Raw genomic sequence first — 18,991 nt, 5'->3', positions numbered from 1 at the left:
CGGGCCATCAGCCCGCCCATCTTGTTGGGGCCCCAGGCTCAACTCGTGTGCGCGTGGTCTAGTTCGCGCGAACAGCGATCTGACTGAAGCTGGGGACTCCCAGGAAGACGGGAGAATCCTTCTTCTCCTGCCGAGCATCCAGCTGGGCGAGCTTCTCCTCTGCAGCGTCCAGGCTCACCGACAACCCCTCGACCTCGCCCAACCACCCCTCCCGCTTCGCCTCGGCGATCCGGTCGTCTAGATTGTCGCGGATTTCAACAAGCCGACCCCTCTCCGTAGGATCGACTATAAGAACAGGACAACGAACACAAGCGTGTTCATGAATGCAGTCAGTTCCAAAAGCCCGACCGCATGAACCCAGCGCAAGCTTGCGCTGTTCGAAGTGGTTCAGGAACTCCTTCCATTCTTCCGAGGTGACCGCGCGGTATTCGTCGCTGGGCCGGAGGCTGCGACGGCGGGCGATAAACGACCGGTGGGCTTCGATGGCCTGGACCGGATAGACGGCGTTGTAGCCCATAGTCGTGTTGATGTTGGAGTGACCCGCAATTACCTGAGCGATGTGCGGGGGTAGGCCGTTGAGGATCGCATCGGTGATAAAGATCCGTCGGAAGTCGTGCGGCTGGAACTTCAGTGGGGTCCCAGTGGAGTCGGTGATTCCTGTGGCCATGAGGGCATCATTGAGGGCGTCGCGGACCGTGTTTGACGAAATGGGACGCCTTTCCCCCGAAACGTTCCATTGGTAGAGAAGCGGCATCGGGTCGTTCCAGATTTTCTCGTGTACGTCGTAGCTGGGGACCGATGGAATTGCTTTGTTCTCGCCCCGGACGCGTGTGACGACGATGCTCAGGACATCGGCCAGTTCGGGCGTGACAAGCAGCAGACGTTCCTGGTCTGTCTTCGATGGCGCGATTTGCAGCAGCGGAACGTACTCCCCTGTGGTGGGGAGCTTGTAGCGGATGATGCTGTGATGGCCGAGTTCCAGCAACTCCTCGATGCGGATGCCGGTGTGCCGGAGGATCTCGATAGTGGCCCAGCCCCAAAAGGCCCGCTTCTCCTCGGCCTCGAGGTCACGGCGACGGCCTGTGCCGTCGTATGCCTGGCCCGTGAGGCCGGCCCGGGAGGTTCCCTTGGGCGCCGTGAACGTCTCGCCGAGGACGGTGAATTGGGCGCCGAGGGGGGCGGCATGGAGGGCGTCGAGGCGGACGCGGGCTTCCTTCAGTCGGCGGTCGGCGACGCGGATGAGCGCGGGCAGCACGGGGAGCCGCTCACGGGTTCGCTGGTCAGAGGCGGTCTTCTGCCGCTGCTTGGTCTTCTTGTCCGAGCAGTCAGCTTCGGTGATGGGGCAGGGTGCTGCCCAAGGTCCCCACCGGGCCGGCTCGTCCAGGGCCCACTGGCCGATGTCGAAGTAGAACGCCCGGACGAGAGTTTTGACCGCAGGCGCGCTGTTGCGCGGCGTAGTGGTCTCGATGACCTGGCCGTCCGGACTGCGCCGACGGCGGGTGACCGTGTTGACGCGCGCTTTCCAGGCCGCGGCAACTTCCGGGGTCAGGTGCAGAGACGAGATTCCCTCGTGGTGGCGTTCGAGGTCGCCCCAGAAGTTGTTGGCTAGTGCTGCCGACAAGCTGATCAGGGAGTTGTGGTCGAGGGAAGGCTGGCGTTCGGTGAGGTAGTCGACCAGGAGGTCGCGAACAGGGCGGCAGCGCAAGTGGTACCGGTCCACGAGTTGCGCAGGGGTCACTTGCCCCGTGCGGGTCTGGATGCGGAGCAGGGTCGCCGGGGCGTCCGGCGGGAACTGGCCGCGCTCACGCAGAGTGGAGTAGGCGATGCGGGCCCCGCGGGCCGCATCGTGACTGGTCTCCTGAAGCAGAACGAGGAGATCCCCGACGGTGATGTCCTCGACGAGGCCGCCGAAGGCGGCCAGGGTGCGGGCGACGGCCTTGAGGGCCGCGGAGGCGTGGCGGGTGGACCGGATGGCTGCGGGAAACTGGGCCTCCAGCCGGGCGAATCCTTCCGGGTCGCGGGCTGCCGCCATGGCCGGGCGCAGGGCGTTGGAGGAGCTGGCCGCCAGCCAGGCAGGGGAGGGACGGATCACGTCCGCGCAGATCAGGGCCAGGGTCCCGGAGGCGAGGCAGGCTGAAGTCGGCCTTCGGCCGAGTTCGGCGGCGGCCCAGTCGCGGACCGTGCGATGCCAGCCGGTGGGCGAGTCTGCTGCCGGGCTGGCGTCCCAGTTGGCCTGCCAGGTCGATCCGGGAAAGGTTGTGAGCCAGGCCAGGATCGCCCGGGCGCCGACCATGCGCGTCGACTGGGCGCTGTCGCCTTCAGCGCGGAAGGGGTGTTTCCGGAGGCGGTCCAGGACGTAGTCGGTGTCGGCCTCGGTGATGAACCAGGAGTCGAGATTCTGGCGTGGCGGGAACTTCTGCAGGAGTGCGGCGGCCTCAGCGCCGGCGAGGTTGCGCGGAGTCTCCGGCAGGGCCATGAGGATTGCAGTGGTCATGCGACGAGCCCTCCGAAGAGGGTGTTCATGGAGTCCTCGTTGTAGGCGGGGGCGATGGGGGCCGGCGGCGCGGCGTTCTTCTTCGCCTCCTGCCGGGCATGGTGGGCCAGCCCTGCAGAGATGACCTCGTCCCGGCTCGGGCGAAGGTACTTCTGGAGGGTGCTCTGATCCTTGTGGCCAAGGATGTGCTGGACGTAGGTCAGCGACATCTTGGGGTCCTCGGTCATGCGGTAGGTCGCGGTGTGCCGCAGGTCATGGAGTGTCCAGTTGGCCCCCAGGAGCTCGACCGCTCGGTTGAACATGGCGCGGGCGGCGTCGTAGTTCAGTGGCCGCCAAGGGCGTCGCAAGGTCCACCAGAGGGGCTGGTTGCGGCCCCGCGGGACCCCGTTGCGCCAGGCTTCTTCCTGGTAGAGGCGGAGCCAGACGAACGCGTCGGGAGACGCGGGCAGTTGCTGGTAGTCCCGGGTGCCTTTGCGGATCACGCCGATGAGTTGCTGGCCGGGCAGGGCGTCGCGGCCGGTCGCGGTCAGCAACTCTTCCGAGCGGGCGGCGGTTGAGACCCAGAAGGCGAGCAGGGCGCGGTCCCGGTGCGAGCGCAGGCCAGCGAAGACCTTGGCGTACTCGTCGTCCGGTATCCGGCGGGGGATCCGGTTCGGGACGGTCGGCCGGTAGCGGCCGGTCCGCTCGCGCTTGAACTCCTCGGCCGGGTTGTGGTGGGCGTGTGGCCGTCCCTTGCGGCGGTTGCGGTCCAGCGGGAACGGATTGACCAGCAACTGGCCGCTGTTGAGGTCGAGATGGAAGTCGTAGAAGGTCCGGAGGACGGTCTCGCAGTGGGCCCGGGTGGCGGGCGCGTACTTCTTGCCGATGGTCGGCTTCCCGGTCACCGGGTTCGGCGTTCCAGGTGCGAGGGCCGGGATCTTGCGCCCGGGTATCTCGGCTGGGTCCTTGCCGCGGTGCCGCCAGTGCACCCGTACCGGCTTGTCTGCGAGCTGCATCCACAGCGCGAAGTCCCGGGCATCCTCACGTACGGCGCGGTCCCACGCGATGTCGTGGGCCCACAGGAATCGCCACCACCGGAGCAGGTCGTTTCCGTACGAATACAGGGTGGTGGCAGGGCTGTCTGCGGTCAGCAGGTCCTTGAAGTAGATCGCGACCGGCTCGACACGATGCCCGTCCGGGTCGATGAGCCGGTATGGCTCCCAGACGTCCCCTGTCGTTTGCAATCGTCCGATCTCGGGCAGCACGAAGGTCTTCAGATCTCGTTCAAGTGTTCTTCCGTCACGCACTGCCGGAACTTAACAGAAAGACCCTCTGACCTGCGAAAACGGCAGAGTTAGTTCGGTCAATACACCGCAGCCGCCTTCATGGCCCGTGTTCAACGCGGCCAGCAGATGCACCACTTCAGGCCCACGGACCTCACCCACGACCAGCCGGTCCGGCCGCATCCGCAGTGCCTGCCGCACCAGGTCCTCGAGCGTGACGAGCCCGGCACCCTCCTGGTTGGCGGGTCTGGTCTCCAGCCGTACGACGTGCGGATGGTCCGGCCTGAGCTCCGCCGAGTCCTCCGCGAGGACGATTCGCTCCCCCGGCCCCACGAGCCCCAGCAACGCGCTCAGCAAGGTCGTCTTGCCAGTGCCGGTCCCGCCGCTGATGAGGAAGGACAGCCGCGCGTCGAGCAGCGCCCGCAGGACCCGGTCGCCGCCCGGCGGTACCGTGCCCGCCGCGACCAGTTCGTCCAGCGTGAACGCACGCGGCCGTACTACCCGCAGCGCCAGACAGGCACAGCCGACGGCGACCGGGGGAAGCACCGCGTGCAACCGCGTCCCGTCCGGCAGCCGGGCGTCGACCCAGGGCCGGGCGTCGTCGAGGCGCCGCCCGGCCACCGCGGCGAGCCGCTGCGCGAGGCGCCGTACGGCGGCCGCGTCCGGGAAGGAGACGGCGGTCAATTCGAGTCCGCCGCCCCGGTCCACCCAGACCCGGTCCGGGGCCGACACGAGGACGTCCGTCACCGACGGGTCGGTGAGCAACGGCTCCAGGGGGCCGCTGCCGACCAGTTCGGACCGCAACAGCGCCGCCGCGCCGAGCACTTCGGCATCTCCCAGCACCCGCCCCTGCTCCCGCAGGGCCTGCGCCACCCGCGCGGGCGTCGGTTCGGCCCCGCTCTCGGCCAGCCACTGCCGTACGCCGTCCAGCAGTCCGGCAGCCATGTCCACGCCCGCCGCCGAGCCCGCCACGGAAACATCCGTCAGGCCCGCCTCGCCGGCTCCGGCCGACTGCCACGCGGCGGGTTCGGTCGGAGGCTCATCGGCCGGCGGCCATCCGACGTCCGCGCTCTCACCCCCACCGGCCCGCCACCGCCCGCCGAGCCCGCCGAGCCCGCCGACAGACTCACTCACCCTCACCGGCTCGACAGCCCGGCCGGCCGGGTCCCTGGCACACCGCCGTTCGACAGCTCCACCCGGCGATGGCCGGCCCGTTCGCCGCCGCCCGGGCACCAGGCTCTCCTGCCCGGCGCCCGTCCATCCGCCCTCGAATGCGCCGCTCATGCCACCCTCGCCTCCGTCAGGGCCTGCTCCCAGAACTCCTTGCAGAAGCGGGCCAGCGGCCCCCGGACAGCCGCTCCCGGCGGCGCCTCGCTCCCCTGCGGCCGCTGAAGCACCGACTCGACCGGCACCTCGCCCACCAGCGGCAGGCCCAGCAACCGGGCCACCTCGCGGTCGTCCAGGCCAGGTGCGTACGGGCCCCGTACCGCCACCCGCAGGTCCCGCAGGACCATGCCGACGGCGGAGGCCACGCGGCCCGCCGCAGCGATGGCACGCAGTTCGGCGGGGACCACGAGGATGCCGAGGTCGAGCTGGGCGAGAGCCTCGGCGACCCCGTCGTCGAGGCGGCGCGGCAGGTCGACGACGACGGTGCCGCCCCGGCGCCGGGCCGCGGCGAGCACCGCACGTACGGCAGGCGGCGGGACAGTGATGCGGTCGCCGCGGTCCCAGCTCAGCACCCGCAGCGAGTGCAGCCGCGGCAGCGACTCCTCCAGGGCGCCGCCTCCGACCCGTCCGCGCGAGGCGGCGAACGCGGGCCACCGCAACCCCTCGGTGCTCTCGCCGCCGAGGAGTACGTCGAGTCCGCCGCCCAGTGGATCCGCGTCCACGAGGAGCGTGCGCAGACCTTCACGCGCGGAGGTGACGGCGAGGGCACACGCGAGCGTGGAGGCTCCGGCTCCGCCCCGGCCGCCGATGACGCCGACGGTGAGGGCGGGTCGGCCGACGCCCTCGGCGACATCGGCGATGCGGTCGACCAGCCATTGCTCGCCGTCGGGGAGCACGAGTACATGGTCGGCGCCGATCTCGACGGCCCGTTTCCACACCCCGGAGTCGTCCTGGTCCCGGCCCACGAGCACCACTCCGCGCCGACGGGCGGTCCCGCGCACACGCCGGGCGGCATCGTCGCCGACCAGGACGAGCGGGGCGGCCTCCCAGCTGCCTCTGCGCTCCGGCATCCCGTGATGGACCTCGGGTTTCGCCCCGGCCGCCGCGCACAGGCGTAGCAGGTCGTCCAGCAGATCCTCGTCCTCGGTGATGATCAACGGCTGCCCCTGCCGCCCTCCGGCGGCGGGCGGTGGATCGTGTGTGACGGCTGCGGCCACGGTCCTCATCCCCCTTCACTGCGACGCGCGAGGACCCGCGCGGCGCCTCTCCCACGCGGCCCCTCCGGCCCCGCGATTCCCAAACATGTGAAGAACCGGCAAGCGGTCTCCATATGAGCGGCCGATACGAACCGGCCAAGCACACCCGACTAACCGGAACCGGCCATGAAGTCGGCCCGAGCGGGATGCATGGGAATCACGGTGCAGGGATCCCGGAAATCATGTGGATCTTGGTCGATAACTGTGGACAACTCAGTGGCTGTGAATATCGCCGTCACCCATACCGGTGAGCCCCACGAGCCCTGTGCACGGCCGCCACAGAGCAGCACCTCGGCTACTCACGGTGACGAATCATGGACATGCGAAAGAGGCGGCCGAAGCCGCCTCGGAGCGGTCGCAGGACCGCATGCTCATGAGGAAAAACCCACCCGGACATGCGACGACCCCCACCGGGGGGGAGAGTGGGGGTCGCCTTCACGGCCGACTCGGGGGGGGGAGGAGCCGGACCGCGTTAGCACGGTCGCGAACGATCCGTGACTTCCATGGTGTACCCGAGAGCCCTCTCAGGCAAACCCACACGCCTCACCTTACGCCGAATGGGCTGCGCCTATGCTCGGGGTCGTGGATAACCACTCGATGCCCCGCACAGCCGCCTTCTTTGACCTGGACAAGACGGTCATTGCGAAGTCGAGCACGCTCACGTTCGGCAAGTCGTTCTACCAAGGCGGCCTGATCAACCGCAGGGCCGCCTTGCGGACCGCCTATGCCCAGTTCGTCTTCCTCGTCGGCGGTATGGACCACGACCAGATGGAGCGCACCCGCGAGTACCTCTCCGCGCTCGTGCGCGGCTGGAACGTCCAGCAGGTCAAGGAGATCGTGGCCGAAACGCTCCATGACCTGATCGACCCGATCATCTACGACGAGGCCGCCTCCCTCATCGAGGAGCACCACACCGCCGGACGCGACGTGGTCATCGTCTCCACCTCCGGCGCCGAGGTGGTCGAGCCGATCGGTGAACTCCTCGGCGCGGACCGTGTGGTGGCCACCCGCATGGTCGTCGGCGAGGACGGCTGCTACACGGGTGAGGTGGAGTACTACGCGTACGGCCCGACGAAGGCCGAGGCGGTCAAGGAGCTGGCGGAGTCCGAGGGGTACGACCTGGAGCGCTGTTACGCCTACAGCGACTCGGCGACCGACCTGCCGATGCTCAAGGCCGTGGGCCACCCGCACGCGGTCAACCCCGACCGGACGCTGCGCCGCGAGGCCTTCGCGCGCGGATGGCCGATTCTGGATTTCCATCGGCCGGTCCGACTCAAGCAGCGACTGCCCGGATTCGCGGTACCGCCCCGGCCGGCGCTCGTCGCGGTCGCCGCGATAGGAGCCGCGGCAGCCACGGCGGGCCTCGTCTGGTACGCGAATCGGCGCCGGTCGCCGGTGGCCTGAGGCGGTTCAGCCCACTTGACTACTATTTGCGAATAAAAGTAAAGAACTGCTGCCAGGGGTTCCGCTTGCTCCGGCCCAGGAGTACAAAGGGGTTAACGGCCCGCGAGACCAAGGACATCCGAAAGGATCACCTTATAAACGCATTTGGCCCCACGGACCGAGCATGAACACCAGGCACCCACGCGACGTCGACCCGTCGATTACGGGCCAGCCGCACCAGGTGACGGGCACAGTTCCCGACCTGATGGGCAATATCTCGAGGACGCTTGGTAACCAGGTGAACATGTCTGCGGCGGTACGAATCCTCGTACCGCCGCATCCCTGTTCCGGGGCCTTTTACGCCGCCCCGCGCTGGAGCGCCTCGCACACCGCGGTCGACTCGCGGGCTCCCAGTTCGATCGCCCTGCCGCAGTGGGCGATCCAGGCGGCCATGCCCTCGGGGGTGCCGGAGACGTATCCGTCCAGTGCCGCCAGATAGGCCGCGCGGCCCAGTTCGGCGTGACCGACCTCAGCCGGGCAGACCGACTTCGGGTCGAGGCCGCTGCCGACCAGGACGACCCGCGCCGCCGCACGCGCGACCAGGCCGTTGTACGAGACGAAGGGCCTCAGGGCGAGCAGTTCTCCCTGTACGACGGCTGCCGTGACCAGGGCGGGGGCGGAGCCGCCCGCGATGATCAGCTCGGACAGCCCCTCCAGCCGGACCGAGACCTCTGCCGCGCCCGGCGGTGACAGCTCGATGAGTGGCTCCTGGACGGCCTCACCCGCCTGACGCGGACGCCCGACCTCCTCCCCGTCGGTGGCCGCGGCCACCAGGTGCAGCCGGGCCAGCACGCGCAGGGGTGACTGCCGCCAGATGGACAGCAGTTGGCCGGCCTCGGCGGTCAACCTCAGAGCCGCACCCATGACCCGTGCCTCGTCGTCGACACCGAAGTCCGAACGCCGGCGCACCTCTTCGAGGGCCCAGTCCGCACCGGACAGCGCGGCTGAGCCGCGGGCTCCGCGCAGGGCCGCCTCTGAGGTGATCTCGTTGCTGCGGCGCCGCATGACACGGTGTCCGTAGACCCGGTCCACGGACTTGCGCACGGACTCCACGGACTCGGCCACGCCGGGCAGCGAGCCCAGGGCCGCGAGCGGATCGGCGGTCGCGCCTGTCGTACTCATGAGTACGACATTACGCATCCCAGCCCCACACTCCTCGATGGAGTGGTCTTCTTCACGCACCGCTGACACGCACGGCTATCTCACGACTACGCTTCGTGAACATGAAAATTGCTTTCGTCGGGAAGGGCGGCAGCGGCAAGACCACCCTGTCCTCCCTGCTCATCCGCCATCTCGCGACCACCGGAGCACCGGTGATCGCCGTCGATGCCGACATCAACCAGCATCTGGGACCGGCGCTCGGCCTGGACGACGCGGAGGCTGCCGCGCTGCCCGCGCTGGGCGACCGACTGCCGCTGATCAAGGAGTACCTGCGCGGCAGCAACCCGCGGATCGCCTCCGCCGCGGAGATGATCAAGACCACTCCGCCCGGCGAGGGCTCGCGGCTGCTGCGGGTGCGCGAGGACAACCCGCTGTACGACGCCTGCGCCCGGCCGGTGGAACTCGACGGCGACGTGGTCCGTTTGATGGTCACCGGCCCCTTCACGGACGCCGACCTGGGGGTCGCCTGCTACCACTCCAAGACCGGAGCGGTGGAGCTGTGCCTGAACCACCTGGTGGACGGGCGGGGTGAGTACGTCGTGGTGGACATGACGGCGGGCTCCGACTCCTTCGCCTCCGGCATGTTCACCCGCTTCGACATCACGTTCCTCGTCGTCGAGCCGACCCGGAAGGGGGTCTCCGTCTATCGCCAGTACAAGGAGTACGCCCGCGACTTCGGCGTCACCCTGCGAGTCGTCGGCAACAAGGTGCAGGGCCAGGACGACCTCGACTTCCTCCGCGCCGAGGTCGGGGACGACCTGCTGGTGACGCTCGGGCACTCCGACTGGGTACGCGCCCTGGAGAAGGGGCGGCCGCCCCGGTTCGCTCTCCTGGAGGACGTCAACCGCCGCGCCCTGCACAGGTTGCGGACGGCTGTCGACGCGACGTACGACCTGCGGGACTGGGAGCGCTACACCCGGCAGATGGTGCACTTCCATCTGAAGAACGCCGAGTCCTGGGGCAACGAGCGCACGGGGGCCGACCTGGCGGCGCAGATCGACCCCTCGTTCGTGCTCGGCGAGAGCGCGGTGACGGCAGCGACCGTCTGACGGCTACTGCTTCTTGGCCGCCGGCGCCCCCGGTACTCCCTTCGGTGCCGGAGCGGGGCTGCCGGACATGAAGGCCGGCCAGCCCTGCTTCGGTGCCTCGCCGACCTCCAGGGCGCCCAGCTTCTGAAGGGTCTTCGGGTCCTGGGCGTCCAGCCAGTCGGCGAGCTGCCGGAAGGAGACACAGCGCACGTCGGGCTTGTTGCACACCCGCTCGACGGTCTCCTTGACGGCACGCATGTAGGTGCCGCCGTTCCAGGACTCGAAGTGGTTGCCGAGGATCAGGGGAGCGCGGTTGCCGTCGTAGGCCCGGTGGAAGCCCTTGAGCAGGCCGTCGCGCATCTGGTCGCCCCAGAACTCGTACTTGTTCGGGTCGCCCTGGGTCGCGGTGCCGGACTGGTTGACCATGAAGTTGTAGTCCATAGTGAGCTGCTCGTAGGAGTGCCCGGGGAAGGGCACGAGCTGCATCGACAGGTCCCACAGGCCCTGCTTCTTCTTCGGCCACAGCTGCTCATTGACGCCGCTGGTGTCGTAGCGGAAGCCCAGCTCGGCGGCGGCCCGCATGAAGTTCTTCTGACCCTCCAGGCAGGGGGTGCGGGCGCCGATGAGCTCCTTGTCGTAGTCGAACGGCAGCGGGGACGCCTTCGTCATCCCCGTGTTGGTCTTCCAGGACTTCACGAACTTCTTCGCCTGGGCGATCTCGTCCTTCCACTCCTCGACCGACCACTGGCCGACCCCACCGCCGCTGCCGCAGAAGTGGCCGTTGAAGTGGGTGCCGATCTCGTTGCCCTCCAGCCACGCGAGGCGCAGCTGCTTGACGGTGTCGGCGATGCCCTGCTCGTCGTTGAAGCCGATGTCGGAGCGGCCCGGGGAGTGCTGCGGCGGCTTGTACTCGTCGCGCTTTTCCTCCGGCAGCATGTACACGCCGCTCAGGAAGTACGTCATCGTCGCGTGGTTCGCCTTGGCGACCTCGCGGAAGTGGGAGAACAGCTTCTGGCTGTCCTCGCCCGCGCCGTCCCAGGAGAAGACCACGAACTGCGGGGGCTTCTGACCGGGCTTCAGGCGCTCGGCTCTGGGCAGGTGCGGCTGGGCTCCGGTGTACGAGGTGGAGCCGTCGCCGATCAGGCGGACCACGTGCTTGGGGGGTGCCTGGGCCGGCTTCGCCTTCTGCGGACCGGCAACCCCTCCTTTCGAGGCGTCGGTGCCGGTCGCGCAACCGGCCAGTGAGGCGGCACAGACCGCGGCGACCACGGCTCCCGCGGCAATCCTCTGGGTGGCGGCCATCTTCCGCCCACCTTCTTCCTTCTCTCGGGGCCAACGACAGCGCCGCCAAGTTCGCATGAGACCGAGAAGGAATTAATACGACAAGCCGATGAAATTGCCACTTCACCCATTCAGGGGAGTTGTTAGCCTATTTGACCGGAAAGTCTATGCCTGGCCTTTACTCTGCATTACGATCCATTTACCGAGCGTTGATCCATCCCGCCGCTGCACGCCGTGACCCACGGCCGCGACCCGACCCTCCGTCACCGATGGGGGTCCACCTGTTCCGCGACCGCGCTGCCCCGGAGGAGACGGGAAATATGTCAGCCTGCGTCCCCGCCCGCACCACCGACCCGAGCGACTCGGACCGTACGAGGCGCACCCACCGACCCCACAGCCCCCCGCCGACACCGCCCCGCCGCTTCCGCATCGCGGGTGCCGACGTGTCGGCCTCGATCGCGGTCTTCCTGATCGCCCTGCCCCTGTCCCTGGGCATCGCCCTCGCCACCGGAGCGCCCCTCCAGGCCGGCCTCGTGGCCGCCGCCGTCGGAGGGATCGTCGCCGGTCGGCTCGGCGGATCCCCCCTCCAGGTCAGCGGCCCCGCCGCCGGACTCACCGTGGTCACCGCCGACCTGATTCACCGTTACGGCTGGCGGACGACCTGCGCCATCACCGTCCTGGCCGGAGTGGTCCAACTCTGCCTCGGCTGCCTGCGCGTGGCCCGCACCGCGCTCGCCGTCAGCCCCGCGATCGTGCACGGCATGCTCGCCGGCATCGGCGTCACCATCGCCGTGGCCCAACTGCACATCGTCCTCGGCGGCACCCCGCACAGCGCCGTCCTCGACAACCTCCGTGGTCTGCCGTCCCAGTTGGCGCGCGTCCAACCGTCCGCGGTGTCGGCCAGCGCGCTGACCCTGTTGCTGCTCTTCCTCTGGCCGCGCATCCCCGGCCGGGCCGGTCAGCTGCTGCACAGGATCCCTGCCGCCCTCGTCGCCGTCGGCGGAGCCACCGTCGCCGCCTCGCTCGCCGGGCTGACCCTGCCCAGGGTCGACCTGCCGTCCTGGAGCAGCCATGCCCTGGCCGGACTGCCCGAAGGCCCCGTGCTGGGCCTCGTCGCCGCCGTGCTCACCACGACGCTGGTGTGCAGCGTGCAGTCACTGCTCGGCGCGGTCGCCGTGGACAAGCTGGTCGCCGGCCGCCCCGATCTGCTCACCACCGGCCGCGCTGCCCGTGTCGGCCGCTCCCATCTGGACCGCGAGTTGCTGGGACAGGGCGCCGCCAACATCGTCTCCGGCACGCTCGGCGGACTGCCCGTCGCCGGTGTGGCGGTGCGGAGTTCGGCGAATGTCCAGGCGGGTGCCGTCAGTCGGAACTCCACGATGCTGCACGGCGTTCTCGTAGTGATCGCCGCGCTGCTGATGGTCCCGGTCCTGGAGTTCATCCCGCTCGCCTCGCTCGCCGCCCTGGTGATGGCCGTCGGCATCCAGATGGTGTCCCTGCACCACATCCGTACGGTGACCCGCCACCGAGAAGTGCTGGTCTACGCCGTCACCACCCTCGGTGTGGTCCTCCTCGGCGTCCTGGAGGGCGTCACGCTGGGGATCGCCGTCGCGGTCGGGGTCGCCCTGCACCGCCTCACCCGCACCCGCATCACGCACGACGCGAGGGAGGGAGTCCATCACGTACACGTACGAGGCCAGTTGACGTTCCTGGCGGTGCCCCGGCTCAGCCGGGCCCTGCATCTCGTCCCTCAAGGCGCCGACGCCGTCGTGGAGTTGGACGGGTCGTTCATGGACCACGCGGCGTACGAGTCGCTCCACGACTGGCAGAAGACGCACACCGCGCAGGGCGGCACGGTCGAGCTGACCGGCCGCAGACCGGGCACACGGATCGCCGAGCCGTCCGATTCCGCCGACTGCCGCTGCCGTCCCTGGACGGCCTGGCGCAATCACCAGTGCGAGCGCCCGAACACCGCGTCCGCCGCCACAGCACCGGGAGCGCCCGGTGAGCCCGGTACAGCGCTCGGTCCGAGCGCGCCCCGTGAGTCGAGCGGGCGTGAACTGGCCCGTGGGATCAGCGCGTTCCAGCGCAACACCGCGCCGATCGTGCGGGGCGAGCTGGCCCGGCTGGCGCGCGAGGGCCAGCAGCCGTCGCAGCTCTTCCTCACCTGCGCCGACTCACGGCTGGTCACCTCGATGATCACCTCCAGTGGCCCGGGCGACCTCTTCGTCGTGCGCAACGTGGGCAACCTCGTCCCGCTGCCCGGCGAGGAGAGCGGGGACGACTCGGTGGCGGCCGCGATCGAGTACGCCGTGGACATCCTGAAGGTGCGGTCCATCACCGTGTGCGGTCACTCCGGCTGCGGGGCCATGCAGGCGCTGCTCAACTCCGAGCCGGGCGGCGCCCAGACCCCGCTGAAGCGGTGGCTGCGGCACGGACTGCCGAGTCTGGAGCGGATGGCCGACGACAGCCGCCCCTGGGCGAGGCTCGCCGGGCGGGCCCCCGCCGACGCGGTCGAACAGCTCTGCCTGACCAACGTGGTGGAGCAGCTGGAGCATCTGAGCGCTCACGACTCGGTCGCCCGGGCCCTGCGCGCAGGGGCGCTGGAGCTGCACGGGATGTACTTCCACGTGGGTGAGGCCCAGTCGTACCTGCTCAGCGGGACGGGTGGGGACGAGCGATTCGACCATGTGGAGGCGGCGACCGACCTGCCGGTGTGAGCCGGCCGGCGACCGACCTCACGGTGACCGCCACGCGGTGTGCGGCCCTCCGTTGGAGAGGCTGCACACCGCCGGACAGGCACTTCGCCTAGGCGCGCTGGGACCGGTTCGGCGTCGGCTTCACCGGGACGCAGGGCTCGACGTCGGCCTCGGTCGGGTAGACGTAGACCCTGTACGGCTCCGTCCAAGCGTTGAGGTTCACGAAGACCAGCACATTGCCGCGACGCAGGGTGATCTTCCGGGTCCACTGGAAGACGAAGAGCGGAGTCCGTTCGCCCCGGACATCGATTCCCCAGAGCACCGGATCGCCCTTGCAGGCATAGCCGGGGCGGAGGATCTGCACGTCCGTCTCGATGCCGTTCTGGCGCAGCTTCCGCGCGAGTTCACGCTGGGCGTCCACGTCGATGTCCTGGTCCTTGACGGTGAGCGTGACAGTGCCGTCGTCGTGGCGCTCCAGCGCGTACGCCGGGGCGCCCGCCGGCGTCCCGGGCGCCAGCACCACTCCGAGCCCGGCCACCACACAGGCCGCCACGGCCAGGGCCAGCCGACGGCTCGTGAGCACAGAGCCCTTGAGCACAGAGCCCATGCGCTCAGGCCCCCTGAGCAGACGGCGACGCGCGGTCGGCGCCCGTTCCGGCACGGCCTGCCGCCGCTCGATCTCCTCCCGCAGCTCCGCCAGCAACCGGTCCTCGAACGTCGTCCTCGTCGTCATGCCTCTCCCCCGTTTCCTCCGCTGACGTACGACAGTGATGCCCCGCGCGGACCCACGCCCGGCGAACCCGCGCCCGGCGCATCCACGGCGGCCGAATCCGCCGCCCCCCGCAGGGACTTGCGCGCCCGGTGCAGCCGTACACGCGCCGCGACCTGGCTGATGCCCAGCGCCGTCGCGGCCTCGGTGACCGTGAGCTGGTCGACTGCGACGAGTTCCAGGACGGCTCTCTCCCCCGCGGGGAGCCGTTCCAGCGCGGCCAGGGCGCGGCGGCCCGGGCTCTCCGCGTCGAGCTTGTCCTCCAGACGGGCGATGTCGTCGGGCTCCAGCAGTCGCCGCCCCGAGATGCGCCGGGCGCGGTCGGTCTCGCGGGCGACCCGGCGGCGCTCGCCGGCGACGACGTTGCGGGCGATGCCGTACAGCCACGCGCGTTCGCTGCCCCGGGAGGCGCGGTAGGTGTGGGCCGAGTCCAGGACCGCCAGGAAGATCTCGGCGGTCAGGTCGGCCACGGTGTGCGGGTCGGCGACACGCCGGGCCACGAAGGACGTGATCGCGTCCACATGGCGCCGGTAGAACTCCTCGAAGATCTGTGGGTCGCGAGCCGCCGCCCGCGGCCCGCCCCGTATCCCGTCCACTCGGGCTCCCTTCACGTCGATGTGCCGATGGCGCTTCACCCGTACTTGGGCGGGAGTGTGAAAGGCGTTACAGGCGCTGAACTCCGCCTGGTCGGCGTACGTGGGTACGGATGACCCGGGCGGCCGGACTCGACGCCCGACTGGTCTAAACCAATTCCCAATCGACCCTTGTCATCGCACCTTTGGTCTGATGAGCTGTGGCCCGGGACACAACGGACACCCTGGAAAGGCAGATGCCGTGAGCAACGAAAGCCTGGCCAACCTGCTCAAGGAAGAGCGCAGGTTCGCACCCCCCGCCGACCTGGCCGCCAACGCCAACGTCACCGCGGAGGCGTATGAGCAGGCCAAGGCTGACCGGCTCGGTTTCTGGGCCGAACAGGCCCGCCGACTGAGCTGGGCCACCGAGCCGACCGAGACGCTGGACTGGTCGAACCCGCCGTTCGCCAAGTGGTTCAAGGACGGCGAGCTCAATGTGGCGTACAACTGCGTCGACCGGCATGTCGAGGCGGGCAACGGCGACCGGGTCGCCATCCACTTCGAGGGCGAGCCCGGCGACAGTCGCGCGATCACCTACGCCGAGCTCAAGGACGAGGTCTCCAAGGCCGCGAACGCCCTGCTGGAGCTGGGCGTGCGCAAGGGCGACCGGGTCGCCGTCTACATGCCGATGATCCCCGAGACCGCGATCGCGATGCTCGCGTGCGCCCGGATCGGCGCCGCGCACTCCGTGGTCTTCGGCGGCTTCTCCGCCGACGCGCTCGCCACCCGCATCCAGGACGCCGACGCCAAGGTCGTCATCACCACCGACGGCGGCTACCGGCGCGGCAAGCCGTCCGCGCTCAAGCCCGCCGTCGACGAGGCCGCCGACAAGGCCGGCAACGTCGAACACGTGCTCGTCGTCCGCCGTACCGGCCAGGAGGTCGCCTGGAACGACAGCCGGGACGTGTGGTGGCACGAGGTCGTCGACCGGCAGTCCGCCGAGCACGCCCCGGAGGCGTTCGGCGCCGAGCAGCCGCTGTTCATCCTGTACACGTCCGGGACGACGGGTAAGCCGAAGGGCATCCTGCACACCTCCGGCGGCTACCTCACCCAGACCGCGTACACCCACCACGCCGTCTTCGACCTCAAGCCCGAGACCGACGTCTACTGGTGCACTGCCGACGTCGGCTGGGTCACCGGGCACTCCTACATCGTCTACGGCCCGCTCGCCAACGGTGCCACCCAGGTCATGTACGAGGGCACGCCGGACACCCCGCACCAGGGCCGTTTCTGGGAGATCATCCAGAAGTACGGCGTCACCATCCTGTACACGGCGCCCACCGCGATCCGTACATTCATGAAGTGGGGTGACGACATCCCCGCGAAGTTCGACCTCAGCAGCCTGCGTGTGCTCGGTTCGGTCGGTGAGCCGATCAACCCCGAGGCGTGGATCTGGTACCGCAAGCACATCGGTGCGGACCGGACCCCGATCGTGGACACCTGGTGGCAGACCGAGACCGGCGCGATGATGATCTCCCCGCTGCCGGGTGTGACCGCGACCAAGCCCGGTTCCGCGCAGACCCCGCTGCCCGGCATCTCGGCCACCGTGGTGGACGACGAGGCCGAGGAAGTCCCCAACGGCGGGGGCGGCTATCTCGTCCTCACCGAGCCGTGGCCGTCGATGCTGCGCACGATCTGGGGTGACGACCAGCGCTTCCTCGACACGTACTGGTCGCGCTTCGAGGGCAGGTACTTCGCCGGCGACGGCGCGAAGAAGGACGACGACGGCGACATCTGGCTCCTCGGGCGCGTCGACGACGTCATGCTCGTCTCCGGCCACAACATCTCGACGACGGAGGTCGAGTCGGCGCTCGTCTCGCACCCCTCGGTCGCCGAGGCGGCCGTCGTCGGCGCCGCCGACGAGACGACCGGGCAGGCGATCGTGGCCTTCGTGATCCTGCGCGGCACCGCGAACGCCGAGGACGAGAACCTCGTCGCCGACCTGCGCAACCACGTCGGCGTCACCCTTGGCCCGATCGCCAAGCCCAAGCGGGTCCTGCCGGTGCAGGAACTGCCCAAGACCCGCTCCGGCAAGATCATGCGCCGCCTGCTGCGGGACGTCGCCGAGAACCGTCAGCTCGGTGACGTGACGACCCTGACCGACTCATCGGTCATGGACCTCATCCAGACGAAGCTGCCGGCCGCGTCCAGCGAGGACTGACAGCCGTGACCGCGAAGGGGTGCCGGGCGCGCGGAGCGCCGGGCACCCCTTTTAGGTAAACTAAACAAAGCTAGGTAAACTAAACAAGCAACACGTTTCTCCACGTGATCCTCAAGGTGTGCCGGGAAGTCTGGTCGGCGAACAGTTCCGCCCTGCCCCCGACCGGAGGTCACCCTCATGGCAGCGCCCGCCCGCAAGGCCCTCGGACGCCTGTCCCTCCCCGAGCGGACCTACGTCACGGATGCGCTGCGCACCGAGACGGTCGGCGGGGTACTGCTGCTCGTCGCCGCGCTCACCGCACTGATCTGGGCGAACGTCCCCGCGCTGCACGACAGTTACCAGAGCGTCAGCCACTACCACCTGGGCCCCGCGACTCTGGGCCTGAACCTCTCCGTCGCCCACTGGGCCGCCGACGGGCTCCTCGCGATCTTCTTCTTCGTGGCCGGCATCGAGCTCAAGCGCGAGCTCGTCGCCGGTGACCTGAAGGACCCCAGGGCGGCCGCGCTGCCCGTGGTCGCGGCCCTGTGCGGCATGGCCGTACCCGCGCTCGTGTACACGCTCACCAACCTCACAGGCGGCGGCTCCCTCAGCGGCTGGGCCGTGCCCACCGCCACCGACATCGCCTTCGCGCTCGCCGTGCTCGCCGTCATCGGCACCTGGCTGCCGAGCGCGCTGCGCGCCTTCCTGCTCACGCTCGCCGTCGTCGACGATCTCTTCGCGATCCTGATCATCGCGGTCTTCTTCACCGCCGACATCGACTTCGCCGCGCTCGGCGGCTCGGTGGCCGGCCTCGCTGTCTTCTGGGTGCTGCTGAGGAAGGGCGTACGCGGGTGGTACGTCTATCTCCCGCTCGCGCTGGTGAACTGGGCGCTGATGTACAACAGCGGGGTCCACGCCACCATCGCGGGCGTCGCGATGGGCCTGATGCTGCGCTGCAGCACCCGGGGCGACGAGAAGCACTCCCCCGGCGAGTACATCGAGCATCTCGTACGACCGCTCTCGGCGGGCCTGGCCGTGCCCCTGTTCGCCCTGTTCAGCGCGGGTGTCTCCCTCTCCGGCGGGGCGCTCGGCGACGTGTTCACGCAGCCGGAGACGCTGGGCGTGGTCCTCGGGCTGATCGTGGGCAAGACGGTCGGCATCTTCGGCGGGACCTGGCTGACGGCCCGTTTCACCCGGGCCTCACTCAGCGACGACCTCGAGTGGGCCGACGTGTTCGCGGTGGCGACCCTGGCCGGTATCGGGTTCACCGTCTCGCTGCTCATCGGGGAACTCGCCTTCGACGGCGACGCCACGATGACGGACGAGGTCAAGGCCGCCGTACTCATCGGCTCGCTCATCGCCGCGACCCTGGCGACCGTGCTGCTGAAGCTGCGCAACGCCAAGTACCGCAGGCTCTACGAGACCGAGGAGCGCGACGACGACCTCGACGGCATCCCGGACATCTACGAGGAGGACGATCCGGCGTACCACCTGCGCATGGCGGTCATCCTCGAACGCAAGGCCGCCGAGCACCGCCGGATCGCCGAACTGAAGGCCGCCGAGCGCGCGCGGCTTGCCGAAGTGGCGGGCGGGGCAGGCGAGGACGACGGCCGTCCGGCATGATCTGACGGGACGGTACAAAAAGACGAGACCATACGC

12 protein-coding genes and 1 pseudogene are annotated in these 18,991 nt (G+C 69.4%); 5 read left to right on the top strand and 8 right to left on the bottom strand.

Annotation, left to right across the window (positions count from 1 at the left end; translation table 11 throughout):
- Window positions 1-58: 58 nt before the first annotated feature.
- The 4 genes and pseudogenes from OHT57_RS27080 to ssd form a co-directional block, all read right to left on the bottom strand.
- Window positions 59-2,494 (bottom strand): site-specific integrase, encoded by a 2,436-nt coding sequence (locus OHT57_RS27080; protein WP_328749109.1) that lies wholly within the window; start codon window positions 2,492-2,494, stop codon window positions 59-61.
- Window positions 2,491-3,780 carry a tyrosine-type recombinase/integrase gene (locus OHT57_RS27075; RefSeq protein ID WP_328749108.1) on the bottom strand — a complete coding sequence of 430 codons (1,290 nt, stop codon included), beginning with the start codon at window positions 3,778-3,780 and terminating at the stop codon, window positions 2,491-2,493. Before OHT57_RS27075 ends, OHT57_RS27080 begins: the two co-directional genes overlap by 4 nt.
- Window positions 3,781-3,837: 57 nt before the next feature.
- Window positions 3,838-4,701 (bottom strand): annotated as a pseudogene (locus OHT57_RS27070) (TadA family conjugal transfer-associated ATPase); the annotation flags it as partial.
- A 335-nt stretch (window positions 4,702-5,036) separates the two neighbouring features.
- The gene (ssd, locus tag OHT57_RS27065) at window positions 5,037-6,149 is read right to left on the bottom strand and encodes a septum site-determining protein Ssd (RefSeq protein WP_328749107.1); all 1,113 of its coding nucleotides are present in this window, start codon (window positions 6,147-6,149) and stop codon (window positions 5,037-5,039) included.
- A 600-nt stretch (window positions 6,150-6,749) separates the two neighbouring features.
- On the opposite strand from ssd, the gene OHT57_RS27060 reads away from it, so the two are divergent.
- Window positions 6,750-7,583, top strand: a complete 834-nt coding sequence (locus tag OHT57_RS27060) for an HAD family hydrolase (RefSeq protein ID WP_328749106.1) — start codon at window positions 6,750-6,752, stop codon at window positions 7,581-7,583.
- Between the two features lie 336 nt (window positions 7,584-7,919).
- Here OHT57_RS27060 and OHT57_RS27055 read toward each other — a convergent pair whose 3' ends face one another.
- Complete coding sequence (locus tag OHT57_RS27055) at window positions 7,920-8,744, bottom strand: oxidoreductase (RefSeq protein ID WP_328749105.1); 825 nt, start codon at window positions 8,742-8,744, stop codon at window positions 7,920-7,922.
- Window positions 8,745-8,845: 101 nt separating this feature from the next.
- On the opposite strand from OHT57_RS27055, the gene OHT57_RS27050 reads away from it, so the two are divergent.
- A complete protein-coding gene (locus OHT57_RS27050) occupies window positions 8,846-9,832 on the top strand; it encodes an ATP-binding protein (protein ID WP_328749104.1) in 987 nt (328 codons plus the stop codon).
- Between the two features lie 3 nt (window positions 9,833-9,835).
- Here OHT57_RS27050 and OHT57_RS27045 read toward each other — a convergent pair whose 3' ends face one another.
- Window positions 9,836-11,113 (bottom strand): hypothetical protein, encoded by a 1,278-nt coding sequence (locus OHT57_RS27045; RefSeq protein WP_328749103.1) that lies wholly within the window; start codon window positions 11,111-11,113, stop codon window positions 9,836-9,838.
- Window positions 11,114-11,412: 299 nt separating this feature from the next.
- On the opposite strand from OHT57_RS27045, the gene OHT57_RS27040 reads away from it, so the two are divergent.
- Window positions 11,413-13,812 (top strand): bifunctional SulP family inorganic anion transporter/carbonic anhydrase, encoded by a 2,400-nt coding sequence (locus tag OHT57_RS27040; protein WP_328749102.1) that lies wholly within the window; start codon window positions 11,413-11,415, stop codon window positions 13,810-13,812.
- Between the two features lie 88 nt (window positions 13,813-13,900).
- Here OHT57_RS27040 and OHT57_RS27035 read toward each other — a convergent pair whose 3' ends face one another.
- Both OHT57_RS27035 and OHT57_RS27030 read right to left on the bottom strand, forming a co-directional pair.
- Entirely contained in the window at window positions 13,901-14,524 is a 624-nt protein-coding gene (locus tag OHT57_RS27035) for a hypothetical protein (RefSeq protein ID WP_328749101.1), read from the bottom strand.
- Window positions 14,521-15,156, bottom strand: coding sequence for an RNA polymerase sigma factor (locus tag OHT57_RS27030; protein WP_328749100.1), 636 nt, complete (start codon window positions 15,154-15,156; stop codon window positions 14,521-14,523). The genes OHT57_RS27035 and OHT57_RS27030 overlap by 4 nt, the downstream gene beginning before the upstream one ends.
- A 238-nt stretch (window positions 15,157-15,394) precedes the next feature.
- Here OHT57_RS27030 and acs point away from each other — a divergent pair, with 238 nt between their 5' ends.
- Both acs and nhaA read left to right on the top strand, forming a co-directional pair.
- On the top strand, window positions 15,395-17,353 hold the full coding sequence (acs, locus tag OHT57_RS27025) for an acetate--CoA ligase (protein ID WP_328749099.1): 1,959 nt from the start codon (window positions 15,395-15,397) through the stop codon (window positions 17,351-17,353).
- Between the two features lie 177 nt (window positions 17,354-17,530).
- Complete coding sequence (gene nhaA / locus OHT57_RS27020) at window positions 17,531-18,955, top strand: Na+/H+ antiporter NhaA (RefSeq protein ID WP_328749098.1); 1,425 nt, start codon at window positions 17,531-17,533, stop codon at window positions 18,953-18,955.
- Window positions 18,956-18,991: the final 36 nt, after the last annotated feature.

This window comes from Streptomyces sp. NBC_00285 (assembly GCF_036174265.1).
In the GTDB taxonomy this organism is placed as follows: Bacteria; Actinomycetota; Actinomycetes; order Streptomycetales; family Streptomycetaceae; genus Streptomyces.
The sequence above is the reverse complement of the archived record's forward strand: the minus strand, read 5'-3'. Positions and strand labels throughout refer to the sequence as shown.